We start from the raw sequence: 15,536 nt of genomic DNA on the forward strand, positions 1-15,536 counted from the left end.
CTCGTGAACCGTCCCTTCTGGTCCTCGTCGCTCGACTTCGCCGTCGGGTCCGGTGGCGCGTGGTCGGAGAAGTGGGACCGCTGGGCCGGGCACCGCCTGCCCTACCTGCTGCTGGGCCTCGGGGTCGTGCTCAGCCACCGGGCCGACGTGCTGGCGCCGGCCGGCGCCGCCCTCGTCTGGCTGCTGGTGAAAGACCTCGCGGTGCCCCGGCGGTGGCGGTCCCACGGGATCACCCTCGCGGTCTCCTTCGCCGGGACGCTGACGATGGCCGCGCTGCTGATGTACCGGGACCCGCTGTTCCTGGTGTTCATGATCAGCTGCTTCTTCACCGCCCTGAAGCTCAAGCCCGCCGCGCTCGGCGTGCTGGGCCTGGCCGCGACGTCGCTGCTGATCAACACGATCGGCTCCGGCGGGCCGGTGCCGGCACTGCGGAGCAGCCGGTGCTGTGGCTGACGATCGTGGCCGTGCAGACCACCGCGATCTGCGGCGGCACGATCGCGTCGCGGAAGATCAGCGAGCAGAACGAGGCGCGGCGCGCGGCGCTGGCCGAACTGGAGTCGGCGCTGCAGGAGAACGCCGGCCTGCACCGGCAGCTGCTCGCCCAGGCGCGCGAGGCCGGGGTGCTGGAGGAGCGGCAGCGGCTGAGCCGCGAGATCCACGACACGCTGGCGCAGGGGTTCACCGGGATCATCACCCAGCTGGAAGCCGCCGAACTGGCCGAACGCGACCCGGCCGAGTGGCGGCGCCGCCTGTCCACCGCCCTCGCGCTGGCGCGGGAGAACCTGACCGAGGCGCGCCGGTCGGTGCACGCGCTGCGGCCGGGCCCGCTCGACGAAGCCGGGCTCCCCGAGGCGCTCAACGCCGTCGCCGCCCGGTGGGCGCAGCGCTGCGCGGTGGACGTCGAGTTCACCGCGACCGGCTCACCGCGCCCGTGCACCCGGAGATCGAGGCGACGCTGCTGCGGGTCGCCCAGGAGGCGTTGTCCAATGTGGCCAAACACGCGGGCGCTCGTCGCGTCGGACTCACGTTGTCCTACATGGAGGATCAGGTGACGCTCGACGTGCGCGACGACGGCGCCGGTTTCGACCCGGCGCGGCGCGGTGACGGGTTCGGGCTGACCGGGATGCTGCAACGGGTGCAACGGCTCGCCGGGACGCTCGCCGTGGAGTCCGAACCCGGTGGCGGCACGGCGATCTCGGCGAGCCTGCCCGCGATCGGGGCCACATGATCACCCTGGTCATCGCCGACGACCACCCCGTGGTGCGGGACGGCCTGCGCGGGATCTTCACCCCCGAGCACGGGTTCGAGGTGCTCGGCGAGGCGGGCGACGGCGCCGAGGCGGTCGCGCTCGCCGAGCGGGTCGGGCCGGACGTCGTGCTGATGGACCTGCGCATGCCCGGCACCGACGGGGTGCACGCGATCGCCGAGCTGGCGCGGCGCGGCAACCGGGCGCGGGTGCTCGTGCTGACCACCTACGACACCGATTCGGACGTGCTGCCCGCGATCGAGGCCGGCGCGACGGGCTACCTGCTCAAGGACGCGCCGCGCGAGGAGCTGTTCCGCGCCGTGCGGGCGGCCTCCCGCGGCGAGGCGGTGCTCTCCCCCGCCGTCGCGAGCCGGCTGATGGGGCAGATGCGCGCGCCGGCCCGCGAGGAGCTGAGCCGGCGCGAGATCGAGGTGCTGACCCTCATCGCCCGCGGCGGCACGAACCGCGACGCGGCCGCGAAGCTGTTCATCAGCGAGGCCACCGTGAAGACGCACCTGTTGCACGCCTACGCGAAACTCGGCGTGAACGACCGCGCGGCCGCGGTGGCCACCGCGTTGCGGCTCGGGCTCATCGACCCCGGCCCGGTCACCCGGCCAGGCAGCCGGTGACGAGCTTCGCGACAGCCTCGGGCTGGTCCTCCGTCACGTAGGTGTAGGCGTCCTCGACGGTGTGCAGGTCCGCGCCCAGCTCACGGGCGTAGCGGGTGGCGTGGGCGAGCGGGAAGACGTGGTCCTCGGCCGCCCAGACGAGGTGGACCGGCTTGCCGAAGTCCCGGACGAGGCGCCGGGCGGCGGCGCGCGTGTAGCGGGCCGAGACCGAGCCGATCGCCTTGCGCCCGTCGTGCCGGATGTCGGCCCGCTCCAGGACCGGGCGCACGTAGCTGTTCATCACGCGCGCCTCGATCGGGTGCTTCGCCAGCCAGCCGTAGGTGTTGCGCCACCGCCACGTCCGTTCCAGGCGGAGCACCTGGTAGAGCGCGCGGTAGGTGACCGGGTTCGCGGCGGTGGCCTTGAGCAGGCCGAACCCGCCGGGGCTGGGCGGCCAGGTGTCCTCCGGCGTCTCGCACGAGGACAGCACGAGCCCGCCGATCCGCTCCGGGTGGGCGACCGCGGCCAGCTGGCTGTAGGCGCCGCCCGAGTCGTTGCCGAACAGGGTCACCTCGCGCAGGTCGAGCTCGGCGAGCAGGTCCGCGAGGAGGCGCGCCACGCCGGGCGGGGTCAGGTCGCCGTCGCGGTCCACCGGCACGGTGTGCGCGCCCAGCGGCAGGTCCGGGGTGATGCAGCGGAAGCGGGCCGCGAGCAGGGGGACGACCTTGCGGAACAGGTTCGCGTTGACCAGGTAACCGTGCGCGAACACGATCACCGGCCCCGCGCCCCGGTCGTGGAACCGCAGCCGGCCCGACGGCAGCCGCACCTCGCGGGACTCGCCGAGCTCCGGATCTCGCCAGTCGTTCACCGCGCCCTCCTTCTTGTAATGATTGCAAGAAGTACGGTAGCGCTCGCGGCGGTTTTTTTGCAACCATTGCAGGAATGGACCCCCGGAAACGACGCACGATCGACGCCCTGCTGCAGGCGGGCGAGGAGCTCTTCGCCTCCCGCGGGGTGGACGAGGTCACCGTCGAACAGATCGCCGGGAAGGCGGGCGTGGCGGTCGGCTCGATCTACAACCACTTCGGCTCGAAGGCCGGCCTGCACGCGGCGATCGTGGAGCGCGCGCTAAGCGCCGACCGCGACCACATGGACCGGGCCTACACGGCCGGGCGCACCCCGGTCGAGCAGCTGTTCGCGGCGGCCGAGGAGTACCTGGAGTTCTACCTGGCCTACCCCGAGTACTTCCGCATGCTGGCGTTCCCGGGCACACCCGGCCAGTACCCGGCGGGGCAGGACCTCGCCGGGCGGCTGGCGCGGTCGGTCGACCAGCAGAACCGGCGGATGGTGGAGGCGCTGCGGGCGGGCATCGCGGACGGCACCCTGCGCGACGTCGACCCCGAACAGGTCGCGACGATCCTGTGGGCGTCCTGGAACGGGGTGATCAGCCTCGGATGGCGGCCGGACGCCCTGCACCGCACCGAAGGCGAGCTGAGGGAGCTCCTCCGCACCGCGACGGACGTCGTGGCGCGTGGTTTGCTGGCCCGGTGACGAGCGCCCGGCGGCACGCGCGCGGGCCCCGCCGCAAGCGGCGACACCAGGGCCGGGCGGCGCGCGTCGGATGGACGTCGCGCGCTCCTGGCCGGGTGAGCGGCATGGGGCCGGACAGGCGACCGCCGACGGCATACGCCGGGCCGGGCGGGCACGGGGCACGGCGGCGAATCGCGGACCGTCCGCACGCCGCCCCGACGGGCGGCTGACTCGGGGCCCGGCCGGGCGGCGGGCACGAGCATGGCCGACGGCACGAGACCGGACGAGCGGCATCGGCCGGACAGGCGACCGCCGACGGCATAGGCCGGGCCGGCTCCCCGGGAGCACGGCCTCCCGGACACTGCCACCACCGGCCAGGCAGCCAGCGGCGAATTCCGCGCGTGGCTGCACACACGAACCGCAGGGCGGCTCCGCCGCGCAGCCCCCGGTGGACGCTGTTGTCCGGCCCCGGTCAGGCCGGTCCGAGATCCGCCCCCAGCCAGTGTTCCGGCCGCATCGCGATGACCACGTGCTCACCGAGCCGGGTGCGTTCGAACTCCAGGTAGCCGGCGACCTTGTCCTCCGGCAGGTAGCGTCGCGCCATTTCCCGCGCCCGCTCGTCGCTGTCCGGGGCCGTGCCCGTCACCGGTCCCTCGACCGACACGTACCGCACGGTCGGCTCGGTGCGCTGCACCATCAGGCTGAACCGCCCGGCCGCCTCGATCGCCCGCGCCTTGCGTGAACCCGGGAGCGTGCGCACCCACAGCTCACCGCCCGGGCGGTACTGGTACCAGATCGGCACCGTCAGCGGCGCCCGCTCCCGTTTCTCCACGACCGACAGCGCGCCGACGTGCGGCTCGGCCAGGAACTGTTCCCGTTCTTCCCTCGACAGTGCCATGCGCCGCAGGCTACGTGCGGTGTCCGACAAAAACCGGTCACGCCGACCAGCCGGTGCGGCCCGCCCACTCCTCGGCCCGCTCGAAGGCCGCGTTGACCCAGCCCTGCTTCTCCTCCGCGTAGGCCTCCACGGAACCGTCGTCCGCGTGGGCCTGCGCCAGCTTCGCCTTCACCGCCGCGTACGCGTCGCGCTCGCCGGGGTTCGCCCGCAGCCACGCGGCGAACAACAGCGCCAGCCGCCAGGCCGGCGTCGCGGTGCTGCGGACGTGCACGTTGACCGCCCGGCCCGGGTCGGCACCGTAGTGGAACCGCTTCAGCCACCGCTCGCCGCCGCCCTGCGGGTCGTCCCACCACTCCCCCTCGGCGCGCAGGAACCCGGCGTCGGACAGGACGTCGGCGAACTCGTCGGCCTGCTCCAGGGTCGAGACGGTGACCTGCAGGTCCAGCACGTCCTTCGCGGGCAGCCCGGGCACCGACGTGGACCCGATGTGGTCCACCCGCAGCGCCCGGCCCGCGGTCAGCAGCCGCAGCCGGGCGAGCGCGCGGGCGGCCTGAGCCGGCCAGGTTTCGTCGTAGGGCACCAGCTTCGGCGGCACCGGCGGGCGCGGGCGGCGCAGCCGCACGTTCGCCTCGAACGGCACCAGCCGCTCGGCCCACAACCGGTCCACCTCGGCCAGCACGGCGTCCGGCTCGCCCGAGTTGTCCAGCCACACGTCGGCGACGGCGCGCCGCTGCTCGTCACTCGCCTGCGCCTTGATCCGCGCGCGGGCGTCCTCCTCGGACATCCCGCGCAGCTCGGTCAGGCGCCGCAGCCGCGTTTCCACGGGCGCGTCCACGATCAGCACGAGGTGGTAGTTCGGCGCGTACCCGCCCTCGACCAGCAGCGGCACGTCGTGCAGCACGACCGCGTCCGGCGGGGCGGCGGCGATGCGCTCGGCGGTGCGGGCACCGATCAGCGGGTGCAGGATGCCGTTGAGCCGCTGCCGGGACTCCTCGTCCGCGAACGCCTTGGCGGCCAGCGCCGGGCGGTTCAGCGCCCCGTCCGCGCCCAGGACGTCGGCGCCGAAGGCCTCGACGACCTTCGCGAGCCCCTCCGTGCCCGGCTCGACGACCTCCCGCGCGATCGCGTCGGCGTCGACGTGCACGGCCCCGTGCTCCACCAACCGCGCGGCGACGGTCGACTTCCCCGCACCGATTCCTCCGGACAACCCCACCCGCAGCATGGTTCGCATTAGACCAGACGCCACGATCGGGTGTTCTTTACTCCCTGATGGGCTTGTAATCCAAACGAGACGGGTGACACGCCGGGTCGCTACTACGCTTCCGACCGCTCGTTGCGTACGGTGCGCGGCGGGAAAGGTAGCCCACACGGAGGAACGATGCCGCAGAGCAAGCACACCGGGAGGCACCGGCTCGGCACGCCGGGTCTGGTGCACTGCGTCCTGCATCGTCCCGTGGCGGTCGCGCTGGAGGAGTACCGGCGCACGTGGTTGACCGCTCTGCTGATCCCCGCCAAGCACAGCCTCGCCGGGCTGAAGCGCCGCGCCCGCGCGGCCGCGCTCGAGCGCGCCTGGGCACCGGCGGTCACCTGAGACGCGACGAAGCCCCCGCCGCGTCGGCGAGGGCTTCGCGTCCCGGTCGTCAGCCGGTGACCAGCGTCAGCCCGTAGGCGGACAGGATCTCGTCGACCGGCTGGAAATACGTCGTCCCGCCGCTGGTGCAGTCACCGGAACCGCCCGAGGTGACGCCCTGCGCCTGGCTGCCGCTGACCCACGAGCCGCCCGAGTCGCCCGGCTCGGCGCACGCGCTGGTCCTGGTCAGGCCGGACACCGCGCCCTCGGCGTAGTTGACGGTCTGGTTGGTGGCCTGGATCGTGCCGCAGTGCCAGCCGGAGGTCGAACCCGAGCGGCACACCGACGAGCCGACCGGCGCCGCGGTGTGCCCGGTGACCGTCACGTCCCCGTTGCCGTAACCGTCCACAATGGGCGATGGCGTCCAGGACGAGCCGGTGCGCACGAAGCTGTAGTCGTTGCCGGGGAACGACGAGCCCTGGAACGTGCCCATCGCCGAACCGTCGGGCGCGCTGACCGAGTCGCCCGCGTTGCCGCAGTGCCCGGCCGAGACGAACCCGCCCTGCACGGAAAACCCGACCGAGCAGCGGGCGGCGTCGTTGATGTAGTAGGCGTCGCCACCGACGATGTCCCCGGCGAACAGGCGCGGCGTGCTGGTGGCCTCTTTGACCTGCACCGGCCCGGCCGCGCGAGCCCGGTCGAGGAAGCCCTGCACGTCGGCGCCGTGCGCGCCCGGCACGACGGTCACCACGACGCGGTCGGCCTGCTCGTCGACGTACCACCCGGTGACCTGGCGCGGCGCGGCGCGGCCGGCGAGCCTGTCGAGGGCGTCCTTGGTGGCGTCCAGGGCGGACTCGGTGTGGGCGACGAGGGCGGTGTCCGCGCCGGCGGCCTTGACGGCCTCGGCACGGGCGGCATCGGTGATGCCCACGACCAGCTTGCCGGAGGCGACGTCGTACCAGGCGCCGCCGAACGCCGGTCCGGCGGCGGCCTGGGCGGCCGGGGCGATTCCGGCGGCGGCGGCCTCCTGGGCCGGGCGGGTGCCGGCCTGCTCGGCGGTCAGCCCGAGGTCGCGCTGCATCGCGCCGAGCAGCGGCGAGGTGGGCGTGGCACCGGCGACGCTGACCGTGGTGGCGAGGACGGAGCCCACGGCCAGCGCGGTGAGGCCGAACGTCCTGACGAGGGGTGATCGCTTCATCGGGCACTTCCTTGGCGACGGGGACCGGTTCACCTAGCAGTGTGGTCATCGTGCCGTCAGGTTGTCACCCGGCGAAAGTAGGTTGGTGATTTTCTCCCCCGAGCGGGGGTCCGGCCGTCAGCGGCTAGTTCACGCAGCCGGACAGGTCGGTGCTCGCTGATTCCGGAACCGTCGGGGACGGGGTGGTCGTCGCCGCGCCGGCGGTTTCGGCCGCGGCCCTCGCGACGGTCGTCGGCGTCGAGGAGGTGGTGCTGCTCGCCGAGCTGTGGCCGCCGGAGTCACCCAGCAACGCGTCCATGAAATCGCGAACCTGGACGGGATCGACCTCCACCGCGTCGCCGTCGCCGGGGGTCTGCAGGCTCAGGCTCTGCACCGGGATGGTGGCGAAGGTGAGCGAGCTGGAGCTCAGGTTGTGCATCTGCTCGGCGAAGGTCAGCACGTCCCAGCCCTGGTCGATGACGACCGAGCGGGAGACGGCGCTCACGAGGCCGGCCAGCCGGCCCGGGTCGGTGAGGGTGCCCGAGCCGAGCACGACCTGCGCCATCCCGGCCAGGAACGCCTGCTGGCGGGCGATGCGGTCCAGGTCGCCGTTGGGCAGCCCGTGCCGCTGGCGGACGAACGCCAGCGCCTGCGCGCCGGACAGCGTCTGCTCCCCCGCCGGGAGATCGGCGCCGGAGTAGCTGTCGTGCACCGGCGCCTTGAGGCACACCGGGACACCGCCGACGGCGTTGCTCAGCTCGTAGAAGCCGGCCAGGTTGACGGCGGCGTAGTGGTTGATCGCGAGACCGGTGAAGTCCTCGACGGTCTCGATCGCGGTGCGGGCGCCCGCCGCCGCGGCCTCGCGGTCCAGTTCGGCGCCGGTGACGCCCTGGGTGCTGAGCGCGGTCAGCGCCGCGTTCTTGCCGTAGGTGTAGGCGGAGTTGATCTTGTGTTTGCCGTAGCCGTCGGCGATCTGCACGTAGGAGTCGCGCGGGATGGAGATCGCGGTCGCCGAGCCGCCGCCGGCCGGGATGTGCACGACGATCATCGTGTCGGCGGTGTCGCCGCCGTCGCCGGAGTCACCGGCGTGCAGCTGGTCGAGCAGGCTCTGCGGCAGCGGGTTGCCCTGCCCGTCGGTGCGCGAGTCGAGACCGACCAGGAGAATGTTCTGCGCCGCGGCGAGGCTCTCGCGGCCCGTGGGGAGCTGGGCCGACGGGGCGATCACGTCCGCGGTGGCGAGGTCGCGGTCGAGGCGGGACAGCTGGGTCCAGGCGTAGCCGGTAGCGCCGAGCACGAGCAGTGACGCCAACCCCGCGGCCGTGTAGCGCACCGATCTCCACCGGCTACCGCGGGCGGGCGGGGTCGTCACTCCCTGTCGGCGTAACACGCCTGCTCCACCTCAGATTTCACTCGTTCCAGCTAAGGCCAGGATCCACCAGAAATCTGACAGTTTGCTGTGAATTCCGCGCTGGGGCCGGTGACGTTCTCATCACGCACAGCAGGGACGGCGGCGGAAGGCGGTGGGGCGCCCAGCGGCCGGAGCATCGACGGCCGCCGGCCGGTGGGCCCTGCGGGGCGCGGCGGGCTTCTCGGTCAGGCCCCGAGGGCGGGCCGGGGCCGGCCCCTCGGGGCCACCGGGCAGGGGCGGGGCCTCTACAGGCCGGGGGCGGGGGCCGGAAGCCGCCGCTCAGCGAGCCACCGGGCGGGGCCGGAGCGGCCTCGACGAGCCCGGGATCGCCGGGCCGGCACAAGACCCGTTCCCCAACGAAGCGCCGCCCCCCGGGGGATGGGGGCGGCGCTTCGAGGTTGGAGTGAGCGCGGCGGGGTGCCGGAGTTCGCGGGCAGGCTGGGCACTGCCCGCCGCGCTCGACCGACCGGCACGCGAGGGGGAGGGCGGCGCCGGGCGGCTGGTCGTGGCGTCAGGAAGCCGCCGTCGAGGTGGTCTCGGCCGAGCGGGCCAGGGCCCAGGACGGGGGACCGCACTGCGGCCGCCACGTGCCCAGGTGCACCCACTGCCGTCCCCAGCTGTACCCGGCGAGCACCACCTGGCGGTGGCACCGCGAGCAGGGCTGCGGCGGCGAATCGACCTGCATGATCACCCCTCCGGTGTTCTCGGTTCCGGTCGCGACTACCAGAGTGCCTGCGCGAGGCGCCCGGGAAACCGGGAGTCCTACGCATCTGGGTACGTAGACCGGGCTACGTACCGTCCTCGGCGGCCGCCCGCTGCTCGGTCAGCCACGCCGCGATCTGCGCGCGCGAGGTGAAACCCAGCTTGGTCAGGATGTTCTCCACGTGCGTCTCGGCGGTCCGCTGCGCGATCACCAGCCGCGTGGCGATCTGCTTGTTGCTCAGCCCCTCGGCGACCAGGTGGGCGATCTCCCGCTCCCGCCGGGTCAGCCCGCCCGGCAGTTCGGCGCGCCGTTTGACCTGGGCACCAGGTGCCGCCGGCTTCTCGGCCAGGGCGAACGCGACCGCCTCGTCCAGGTCCAGGTCCAGCGTCGCGGCGTAGGCCCGCTGAAAGACCTCGGCGCCGAGCACCTGCTCGGACTGGGCCCGGCAGGCCTCGTCGAAGGCCACGTGCGGTCTGGTCACGTAGGTCTTCGACCCGCTCAGCCGCCACACCGCACGTGCCGCGCCGAACAGGCCGGCCGCCCGCTCGTGCCGCCCGGCCGCGGTCGCGCACCAGGCCAGGCCGCTGAGGGCGAACGCGACCTGGGAGCGGTCGGTCCTCTGCAGTGTCAGGGACTCGCGCAGCAGCGCGGCGGACCTGCGGTAATCGCCGTTGCGCCACGACTGCAGGGCGACCGCCCACAGCGCGTAGGTCTTGACCCAGGCAGCCTGGTGCTCGTCACACAGCGCGAGCGCCTCCTCGGCCACCCGCTCCCCCGCCGGGTCGGCGAGGAAGAACAGCGCGGCGGCGAGCACGAGGAGTGTGTTGGTCACGTGCCGCGCATTCCCGATCCGCCGGTAGCGTTCCAGGGCCTCCTCCAGCAGCGCCCGCCCGCCGACGAGGTCGCCACCGTAGAAATCGGCCGAGCCGGCGCACAACGCCCAGCCGGCGCGCAACTCGTCGTCGTCGAGCTCCTCCGCGAGGTCGTGCAACTCGGCCAGCATCACCCGCACCTGCTCCGCGTCGCGCAGCTGGATACCGGTGAACGCGGCGGCCTGCAGGGCCAGACCGCGGCGGTGGGTGCCCCGCTCGGGGTCCAGGGTCACCGCGGACTTGAGCCAGCGGTAGCCCTCCGCCACGAACCCGCCGGCGAACCAGAAGTCCCACAGCGGCCCGGCGATCAAGGCCGCGTCGCCCGCCCGGGCCGGGTCCAGCAGGCAGTACTCCAGCGCCACCCGGATGTTGGGCTGGTCGCGCCGCAACCGCTCGATCCACTCCAGCTGCTGCGGGCCGAAGCTCTCCTCGCGGTAGCGGGCGGCGAGCCGGACGATGTAGGCGACCTGACGGGCCCGCACCGCGTCCTCACGGCCGGAGCGGACGAGCTTGAGCTGCCCGTACTCGCGGACCGTCTCGAGCATCCCGTACCACGCGGTCCGGCCGAACGTCCCGTTCCGGCGGACGAGGATGGACTTGTCCACCATGCCCGCCACCAGGTCGAGCACCTCGCCCTGGCCGATACCGACCCCGGCGCACACCGCCTCGGCCGCCTCCAGGTCGAAGCCGCCGGCGAACACCGACACCGCCGCCCACACCGCCTGCTCGGCGCGGCTGCACAGGTCGAAGCTCCAGGCGATCGCGGCCTCCAGGGTCTGCTGCCGGTCCGGCGCCGTCCGGCTGCCGTCGGTGAGCAGGCGGAACCGGTCGTCCAGGCGCTGCAGCAGCTGGTCGAGCGAGAGCACCCGCAGCCGCACCGCGGCCAGTTCGAGCGCGAGCGGGATGCCGTCCAGACGGCGGCAGATCCGCACCACGGTGTCGCGATTGGACGCGTCGACCGTGAACCCGGGGACCACGGCGGCGGCCCGCTCGGCGAACAACGTCACCGCCTCCACGGCGGGTTCCCCGTCGGTGGGCACCGGCAGCGGCGGCACCACGAGCACCTGCTCACCGTCGGCGCGCAGGAGCTGGCGGCTGGTGGCCAGCACGCGCACCGACGAGGTGGCCGACAGCAGCTTCGCGATCAGGACTGCGCACGCCTGGAGCACGTGCTCGCAGTTGTCCAGGACGAGCAGGACACGCTTGTCCTCGAGGTAGTCGGCCAGGCCGCTGACCTGCGACCCGGCCTCGTCGGTGAGGCCGAGCGTGGCGGCGATGGTGTGCGCCAGCAGGCCGGGGTCGCGCAGTTCGGCCAGCGGCACGAACCACACGCCGTCCGGGAACGCCCGCCGCAGGTCCGCGGCCGCGCGCAGAGCCAGCCGGGTCTTCCCGACGCCGCCGGCCCCGGTGAGGGTCACCAGCCGGGCCGATGCCAGCAGCCGCCGGGTTTCGGCCAGCTCACGGCGCCGTCCCACGAAGCTGGTCAACTCGCTGGGCAGGTTGCCGGCACCGCGCGAGGAGTCGGGCATCCCACGATTCTATGCCCGGTTCCTCCCTGATCAGGCGGTGCGCAGGCGTCCGTGCCGCCGCAGCAGGCCCACCAGGTGGGCGTTGACCTGCCCGGGGTGTTCCAGGGGAAAAGCGTGACCGGCGTCGGGCAGCACCACGAGCTCCGCACCCGGGACGGCGCGGGCGATGGCCTCGCTGTGGGACGGCGGCGTGACGACGTCGTCCGCCCCGGCGAGGACGAGGCACTCGGCGCGGTCCAGCGCGGCGAGGGCGGCGACCTTGTCGTGGACGCGGAACTGCGGGAAGAAGTCGGCCAGCACGTCCAGCGGGGTGGCCCCGATCAGGCCGACCAGGAAGTCGGCGACGTGCGGCGGCACCTCGGAGGCGAAGGCGTGCCGGGGCACGAGCGCGCCGGTCAGCTCGCGCACCGGCCCGGTCAGCGGCGTGAGCCGGTGCAGCAGCGCCAGCGCCCACGGGGTCAGCCGGTGCACCGCGCGCATGCCGTGCCGCGGCAGGCCGAGGTCGCCGAGCACCGGCTCGGCGCTGGTGGCCAGCAGGGCGGTCGCCGCGATCCGGGTGCCGAACAGCTCGGGGTACTGCTCGGCCAGCGCCATGATCGTCATGCCGCCCATGGAGTGCCCGACGAGGACGACCGGCCCGTGCGGTGCGGTGTCCTCCAGCACCGCGCGCAGGTCGCGGCCCAGCTGGTCGACGGTGGCGTGCTCGGCCGGGCCGCGCTGCGACCGGCCGTGCCCGCGCTGGTCCCACAGCACCACGCGGGCGTGCCGGACCAGGTCCGGGGTCTGGAAGCTCCAGCTCGCGGCGGACAGGGCGTAGCCGTGGCACAGCACGACGGTGACCGGCGCGCCCGCGTCGCCCTGGACCTCGGCGTGCAGCGCCACCCCGTCGTCCGCGATCACCGTCCGGCTCTCGCCCCGCGGCCGCGTGACCGGGACGGCCGGCGCGCCGCGGCTGCCGGGACCGACCAGTCCCCCGGTGGCGGCACGCAGGGCGGTCCGGGTCAGCACGAGCCCGGCCGCCAGGCCCAGCTCCACCGCCTTCACCGCGCGCATGTCCCTCCTCCGGTGCGCAAACCACGACACGATGACCCTGCCGTGTGCCGGCACCCGGGGAGCACCGGGAAAATACGTAGGACGCTACCGAGATGTCAGCAGCCGGAATAGCGGTGGGCGGGCAGCCCGCGCACGCCGGGCCGCAGGCGGAACAGGGCCCCGGCCTCGGGCTGCGTGCCCTCCTCGAGCCCGTGCCGGGAGGTCGTCACGTACAGCTCGGCCAGGTCCGGCCCGCCGAAGGTGCACGCCGTGACCTGGGTGGCCGGGAACTCCGCGCGGGCCACCTGCTCCCCCTGCGGGGTGTAGCAGTGCACCGCGCCACCGCCCCACAGCGCGACCCACAGGTTGCCCTCCGCGTCGACGGTGAGACCGTCGGGGGAACCCAGCTCGGCGGGGATGGTGACGGCGGGACGACGGTCGGTGAGCCCGGCCGAGGCGGTGTAGTCGAACGCGTCGATGCGGCCGGTGGGGGTGTCGATGTAGTACGCCGTTCCGCCGTCCGGACTCCAGGCCAGGCCGTTGGAGATCGTGACACCGGTCAGCACCGTGGTGACCGTGCCGTCCGGGTCGAGGCGGTACAGGGCGGCCGCGCCCGGCCTCTCGTCGTAGGCCATCGAGCCGCAGTAGAAGCGGCCGTCGGGGTCGCACCCGCCGTCGTTCATCCGGACGCCGGGGTCGGTCCACACCTCCCCCAGTGGCCGGACGTCGGTCAGGGCGGTGTCGGCGACGGCGAACCCGCGCTCGACGGCCAGCACCACGCCACCGTTCTCGCCGGGCCGCAGGGCCGCCGCGACCGTGCCGACGTGGTGGCGGCGCACCTCGCCGCCGTCGAGTTCGAGCACGTCCCCGGCGAGCATGTCGACCCAGCGCACACCGGGCCACTCCGGCGCCCACACCGGCCCCTCGCCGTGCTCCGCCACCGGGGCGGTGATCTGGTCCACATCAGACATCGCGGCTACTCCTCGGTCATCCGGTGCACCGCTTCGGTCGTGGTCTCGATGAGCCGCCGCATCGCGCGCGAGGCGGCGGTCGGGCGGCGGGCCCGGACGGCGACGAGCACCGCCTGGTGCAGCGGCAGTGTCGCGGCCACCCCGCCCGGCGCGTGCGAGCTGGCCGCCAGGCCGTGGTGCAGGCTCGCCTCCAGCAGACGGCCCAGCTGCTCGATGAGCTGGTTGCCGCTGGCGCGCAGCAGGGTCAGGTGGAACGCCAGGTCGGCCTCGACGAAGGCGGCGACGTCGGCGTCGACCCGCCCGGCCTCCTCCGCCATGCGGGCGCACGCGCTCTCCAGCACCGCCAGCTGCTCCTCGGTCGCCCGCTCGGCGGCCAGCTGCGCGGCGCCGGGCTCGACCATGAGCCGCAGTTCGAGCAGGTCGCCGAGGAAGGCCGCGTCGGAGAGCTGCCCGTGCCAGCTGATCACCTCGCGGTCCATCAGGTTCCACTGCTCGCGCGGCAGCACCCGGGTGCCCAGCCGGGGCCGCGGCTCCACCAGCCCCTTGGCGGCGAGCGCCTTGACCGCCTCGCGGACCCCGCCGCGGCTGACGTTCAGCTGGGCCGCCAGGTCGGCCTCGTTGGGCAGCTGGCTACCGTGGGCGAGTTCGCCCGACACGATGCGCCGGCCCAGCCACTCGACCACCTGGCCGTGGAGGGTGCGGTGCCGCCCGAGTGGCCCGGCCTGACTCCTGCTCACGGAGTAATCCTCAAATCATTGATCCATAAAGTCAATGGACACATCGCCCGACAGGGGTTGACTGTATCGACGAATCATCCAATGATTCACGCACGCTCCGCTGTTCGAACCCGGCTCCCCGACGACGTGGATGGGTGGTCCCCCATGAGCGACGACGACCAGATCAGCCTCCCCTCCCGGCGCAGGGCCCTGAAATACTTCGGGGCCGGCGGCGGCGCGGTGGCCGCCTCCGCCCTGCTCGCCGCGTGCCAGGGGGTCCGCGACGAACCCGGATCGGGCCCGGCCGGCGGCGCGTTCGGCAGCACACCCGCCTGGCGGTTCGTGTTCGTCAACCACGTGACCACCAACTCGTTCTTCGTGCCGACCCGCACCGGCCTCGCGGACGCGGCGAAAATGGTCGGGATCCCGGAACCACAGTGGACCGGCTCCGCCGAGGGCAACGTCTCGGAGATGGCCAACGCGTTCTCCACCGCGGTCAACGGCGGAGCCGACGGCATCGCCGTCGCCCTGACCGACGACAACGCGTTCGTGGAACCGACCAAACGGGCGTTCGCCAAGGGCATCCCGGTGATCGCCTACAACGCCACCGCCGCCGGCAACCACCCGCTCACCTACGTCGGCCAGGACCTCTACCAGTCCGGTTTCCTGATGGGCCGGCGGATCGCGCGGGACGTCGCTGACGGCCTCATCCTCGTCGGGATCTCCCAGCCGGGCGGCAACAACGTGCAGCCGCGCCTGGACGGCATCACCGACGCGCTCAAACAGGCCGCGCCGGGCGTGACCGTGCTGCCCGTCAACACCGGCGCCGAGCAGGCCGCCGAGCTCAACGCCATCGCCGCCGCCTACGACGGGCACACCGACGCCAAGGGCGTCTACGCCGTCGACGCCGGCAGCACCGCCTCGATCGCGCAGCTGCTGACCACCCGCGGCCTGCAGGGCAAGGTGCACGCCGGCGGGTACGACACCCTCACCGACACCCTCAAGGGCGTGCAGTCCGGCGCGCTGGACTTCACCATCGACCAGTCCGCCTACCTGCAGGGTTTCCTGTCGGTGCTCTACCTCTACCTGTACCGGGTGTCCGGCACCCTGGTCACCCCGCCGTTCACCGACACCGGGCTGACGTTCGTCACCAAGGACAACGTGGGGCCCTACCTGACCGCGGACAGCAAGTTCGAGGGCGGCCGCAAGACCGAACCGGTGCCGATGCCGTCGTCGATCCCGCTGCCGGCGCCGTCCGGGACACCCCGGTAGGCGA

The 15,536-nt window shown here is 73.6% G+C and carries 17 protein-coding genes; 7 read left to right on the plus strand and 10 right to left on the minus strand.

Annotated features, from left to right (window positions below; all coding sequences use genetic code 11):
• Positions 1–3: 3 nt before the first annotated feature.
• Genes FB470_RS31060 through FB470_RS31070 form a run of 4 tightly spaced genes read left to right on the plus strand, consistent with a single transcriptional unit; the run spans position 4 to position 1,875 of the window.
• On the plus strand, positions 4–453 hold the full coding sequence (locus FB470_RS31060) for a hypothetical protein (RefSeq protein WP_306997257.1): 450 nt from the start codon (positions 4–6) through the stop codon (positions 451–453).
• Positions 441–1,052: a sensor histidine kinase gene (locus tag FB470_RS35875; protein WP_370876620.1), complete on the plus strand. Its 612-nt coding sequence runs from the start codon at positions 441–443 to the stop codon at positions 1,050–1,052. The genes FB470_RS31060 and FB470_RS35875 overlap by 13 nt, the downstream gene beginning before the upstream one ends.
• Positions 989–1,228, plus strand: a complete 240-nt coding sequence (locus FB470_RS35880) for a sensor histidine kinase (protein ID WP_370876621.1) — start codon at positions 989–991, stop codon at positions 1,226–1,228. The genes FB470_RS35875 and FB470_RS35880 overlap by 64 nt, the downstream gene beginning before the upstream one ends.
• Positions 1,225–1,875, plus strand: coding sequence for a response regulator (locus tag FB470_RS31070; protein WP_306997259.1), 651 nt, complete (start codon positions 1,225–1,227; stop codon positions 1,873–1,875). The genes FB470_RS35880 and FB470_RS31070 overlap by 4 nt, the downstream gene beginning before the upstream one ends.
• Here FB470_RS31070 and FB470_RS31075 read toward each other — a convergent pair.
• On the minus strand, positions 1,853–2,722 hold the full coding sequence (locus tag FB470_RS31075; protein ID WP_306997261.1) for an alpha/beta fold hydrolase: 870 nt from the start codon (positions 2,720–2,722) through the stop codon (positions 1,853–1,855). The genes FB470_RS31070 and FB470_RS31075 overlap by 23 nt on opposite strands.
• A 74-nt stretch (positions 2,723–2,796) precedes the next feature.
• On the opposite strand from FB470_RS31075, the gene FB470_RS31080 reads away from it, so the two are divergent.
• Entirely contained in the window at positions 2,797–3,405 is a 609-nt protein-coding gene (locus tag FB470_RS31080) for a TetR/AcrR family transcriptional regulator (protein ID WP_306997263.1), read from the plus strand.
• Positions 3,406–3,856: 451 nt separating this feature from the next.
• On the opposite strand, the gene FB470_RS31085 is transcribed toward FB470_RS31080, so the two are convergent.
• Together FB470_RS31085 and coaE are read right to left on the minus strand one after the other, a co-directional pair.
• Positions 3,857–4,282: a pyridoxamine 5'-phosphate oxidase family protein gene (locus FB470_RS31085; protein ID WP_306997265.1), complete on the minus strand. Its 426-nt coding sequence runs from the start codon at positions 4,280–4,282 to the stop codon at positions 3,857–3,859.
• Between the two features lie 37 nt (positions 4,283–4,319).
• Complete coding sequence (gene coaE, locus FB470_RS31090; RefSeq protein WP_306997267.1) at positions 4,320–5,504, minus strand: dephospho-CoA kinase; 1,185 nt, start codon at positions 5,502–5,504, stop codon at positions 4,320–4,322.
• Positions 5,505–5,660: 156 nt separating this feature from the next.
• Between coaE and FB470_RS31095 the strand changes: the two genes are divergently transcribed.
• A complete protein-coding gene (locus tag FB470_RS31095) occupies positions 5,661–5,873 on the plus strand; it encodes a hypothetical protein (RefSeq protein WP_306997269.1) in 213 nt (70 codons plus the stop codon).
• Between the two features lie 49 nt (positions 5,874–5,922).
• On the opposite strand, the gene FB470_RS31100 is transcribed toward FB470_RS31095, so the two are convergent.
• The 7 genes from FB470_RS31100 to FB470_RS31130 all read right to left on the minus strand — a co-directional run bounded on the left by FB470_RS31100 (position 5,923) and on the right by FB470_RS31130 (position 14,281).
• A complete protein-coding gene (locus FB470_RS31100; protein WP_306997271.1) occupies positions 5,923–7,050 on the minus strand; it encodes a S1 family peptidase in 1,128 nt (375 codons plus the stop codon).
• Between the two features lie 124 nt (positions 7,051–7,174).
• Positions 7,175–8,398, minus strand: coding sequence for an LCP family protein (locus FB470_RS31105; protein ID WP_306999584.1), 1,224 nt, complete (start codon positions 8,396–8,398; stop codon positions 7,175–7,177).
• A 550-nt stretch (positions 8,399–8,948) separates the two neighbouring features.
• Positions 8,949–9,122, minus strand: a complete 174-nt coding sequence (locus tag FB470_RS31110) for a hypothetical protein (RefSeq protein ID WP_306997272.1) — start codon at positions 9,120–9,122, stop codon at positions 8,949–8,951.
• Positions 9,123–9,225: 103 nt separating this feature from the next.
• On the minus strand, positions 9,226–11,541 hold the full coding sequence (locus FB470_RS31115; protein WP_306997274.1) for an ATP-binding protein: 2,316 nt from the start codon (positions 11,539–11,541) through the stop codon (positions 9,226–9,228).
• 30 nt (positions 11,542–11,571) lie between these two features.
• Positions 11,572–12,594, minus strand: a complete 1,023-nt coding sequence (locus tag FB470_RS31120; RefSeq protein WP_306997276.1) for an alpha/beta fold hydrolase — start codon at positions 12,592–12,594, stop codon at positions 11,572–11,574.
• A gap of 95 nt (positions 12,595–12,689) precedes the next feature.
• Positions 12,690–13,535 carry an SMP-30/gluconolactonase/LRE family protein gene (locus FB470_RS31125; RefSeq protein WP_306999586.1) on the minus strand — a complete coding sequence of 282 codons (846 nt, stop codon included), beginning with the start codon at positions 13,533–13,535 and terminating at the stop codon, positions 12,690–12,692.
• A 14-nt stretch (positions 13,536–13,549) separates the two neighbouring features.
• Positions 13,550–14,281 carry a FadR/GntR family transcriptional regulator gene (locus FB470_RS31130; protein WP_306997278.1) on the minus strand — a complete coding sequence of 244 codons (732 nt, stop codon included), beginning with the start codon at positions 14,279–14,281 and terminating at the stop codon, positions 13,550–13,552.
• Between the two features lie 144 nt (positions 14,282–14,425).
• Here FB470_RS31130 and FB470_RS31135 point away from each other — a divergent pair, with 144 nt between their 5' ends.
• Complete coding sequence (locus FB470_RS31135) at positions 14,426–15,532, plus strand: substrate-binding domain-containing protein (protein ID WP_306997280.1); 1,107 nt, start codon at positions 14,426–14,428, stop codon at positions 15,530–15,532.
• Positions 15,533–15,536 lie beyond the last annotated feature (4 nt).

It is taken from the genome of Amycolatopsis thermophila (assembly GCF_030814215.1).
In the GTDB taxonomy this organism is placed as follows: Bacteria; Actinomycetota; Actinomycetes; order Mycobacteriales; family Pseudonocardiaceae; genus Amycolatopsis_E; species Amycolatopsis_E thermophila.

Bases quoted from the DNA above. Each gene is read 5' to 3' on its own strand.
- FB470_RS31070 (WP_306997259.1), top strand. From the start codon at position 1,225: ATGATCACCCTGGTCATCGCCGACGACCACCCCGTGGTGCGGGACGGC.
- FB470_RS31080 (WP_306997263.1), top strand. From the start codon at position 2,797: ATGGACCCCCGGAAACGACGCACGATCGACGCCCTGCTGCAGGCGGGC.
- FB470_RS31085 (WP_306997265.1), bottom strand. From the start codon at position 4,282: ATGGCACTGTCGAGGGAAGAACGGGAACAGTTCCTGGCCGAGCCGCAC.
- coaE (WP_306997267.1), bottom strand. From the start codon at position 5,504: ATGCTGCGGGTGGGGTTGTCCGGAGGAATCGGTGCGGGGAAGTCGACC.
- FB470_RS31095 (WP_306997269.1), top strand. From the start codon at position 5,661: ATGCCGCAGAGCAAGCACACCGGGAGGCACCGGCTCGGCACGCCGGGT.
- FB470_RS31100 (WP_306997271.1), bottom strand. From the start codon at position 7,050: ATGAAGCGATCACCCCTCGTCAGGACGTTCGGCCTCACCGCGCTGGCC.
- FB470_RS31110 (WP_306997272.1), bottom strand. From the start codon at position 9,122: ATGCAGGTCGATTCGCCGCCGCAGCCCTGCTCGCGGTGCCACCGCCAG.
- FB470_RS31115 (WP_306997274.1), bottom strand. From the start codon at position 11,541: ATGCCCGACTCCTCGCGCGGTGCCGGCAACCTGCCCAGCGAGTTGACC.
- FB470_RS31120 (WP_306997276.1), bottom strand. From the start codon at position 12,594: ATGCGCGCGGTGAAGGCGGTGGAGCTGGGCCTGGCGGCCGGGCTCGTG.
- FB470_RS31135 (WP_306997280.1), top strand. From the start codon at position 14,426: ATGAGCGACGACGACCAGATCAGCCTCCCCTCCCGGCGCAGGGCCCTG.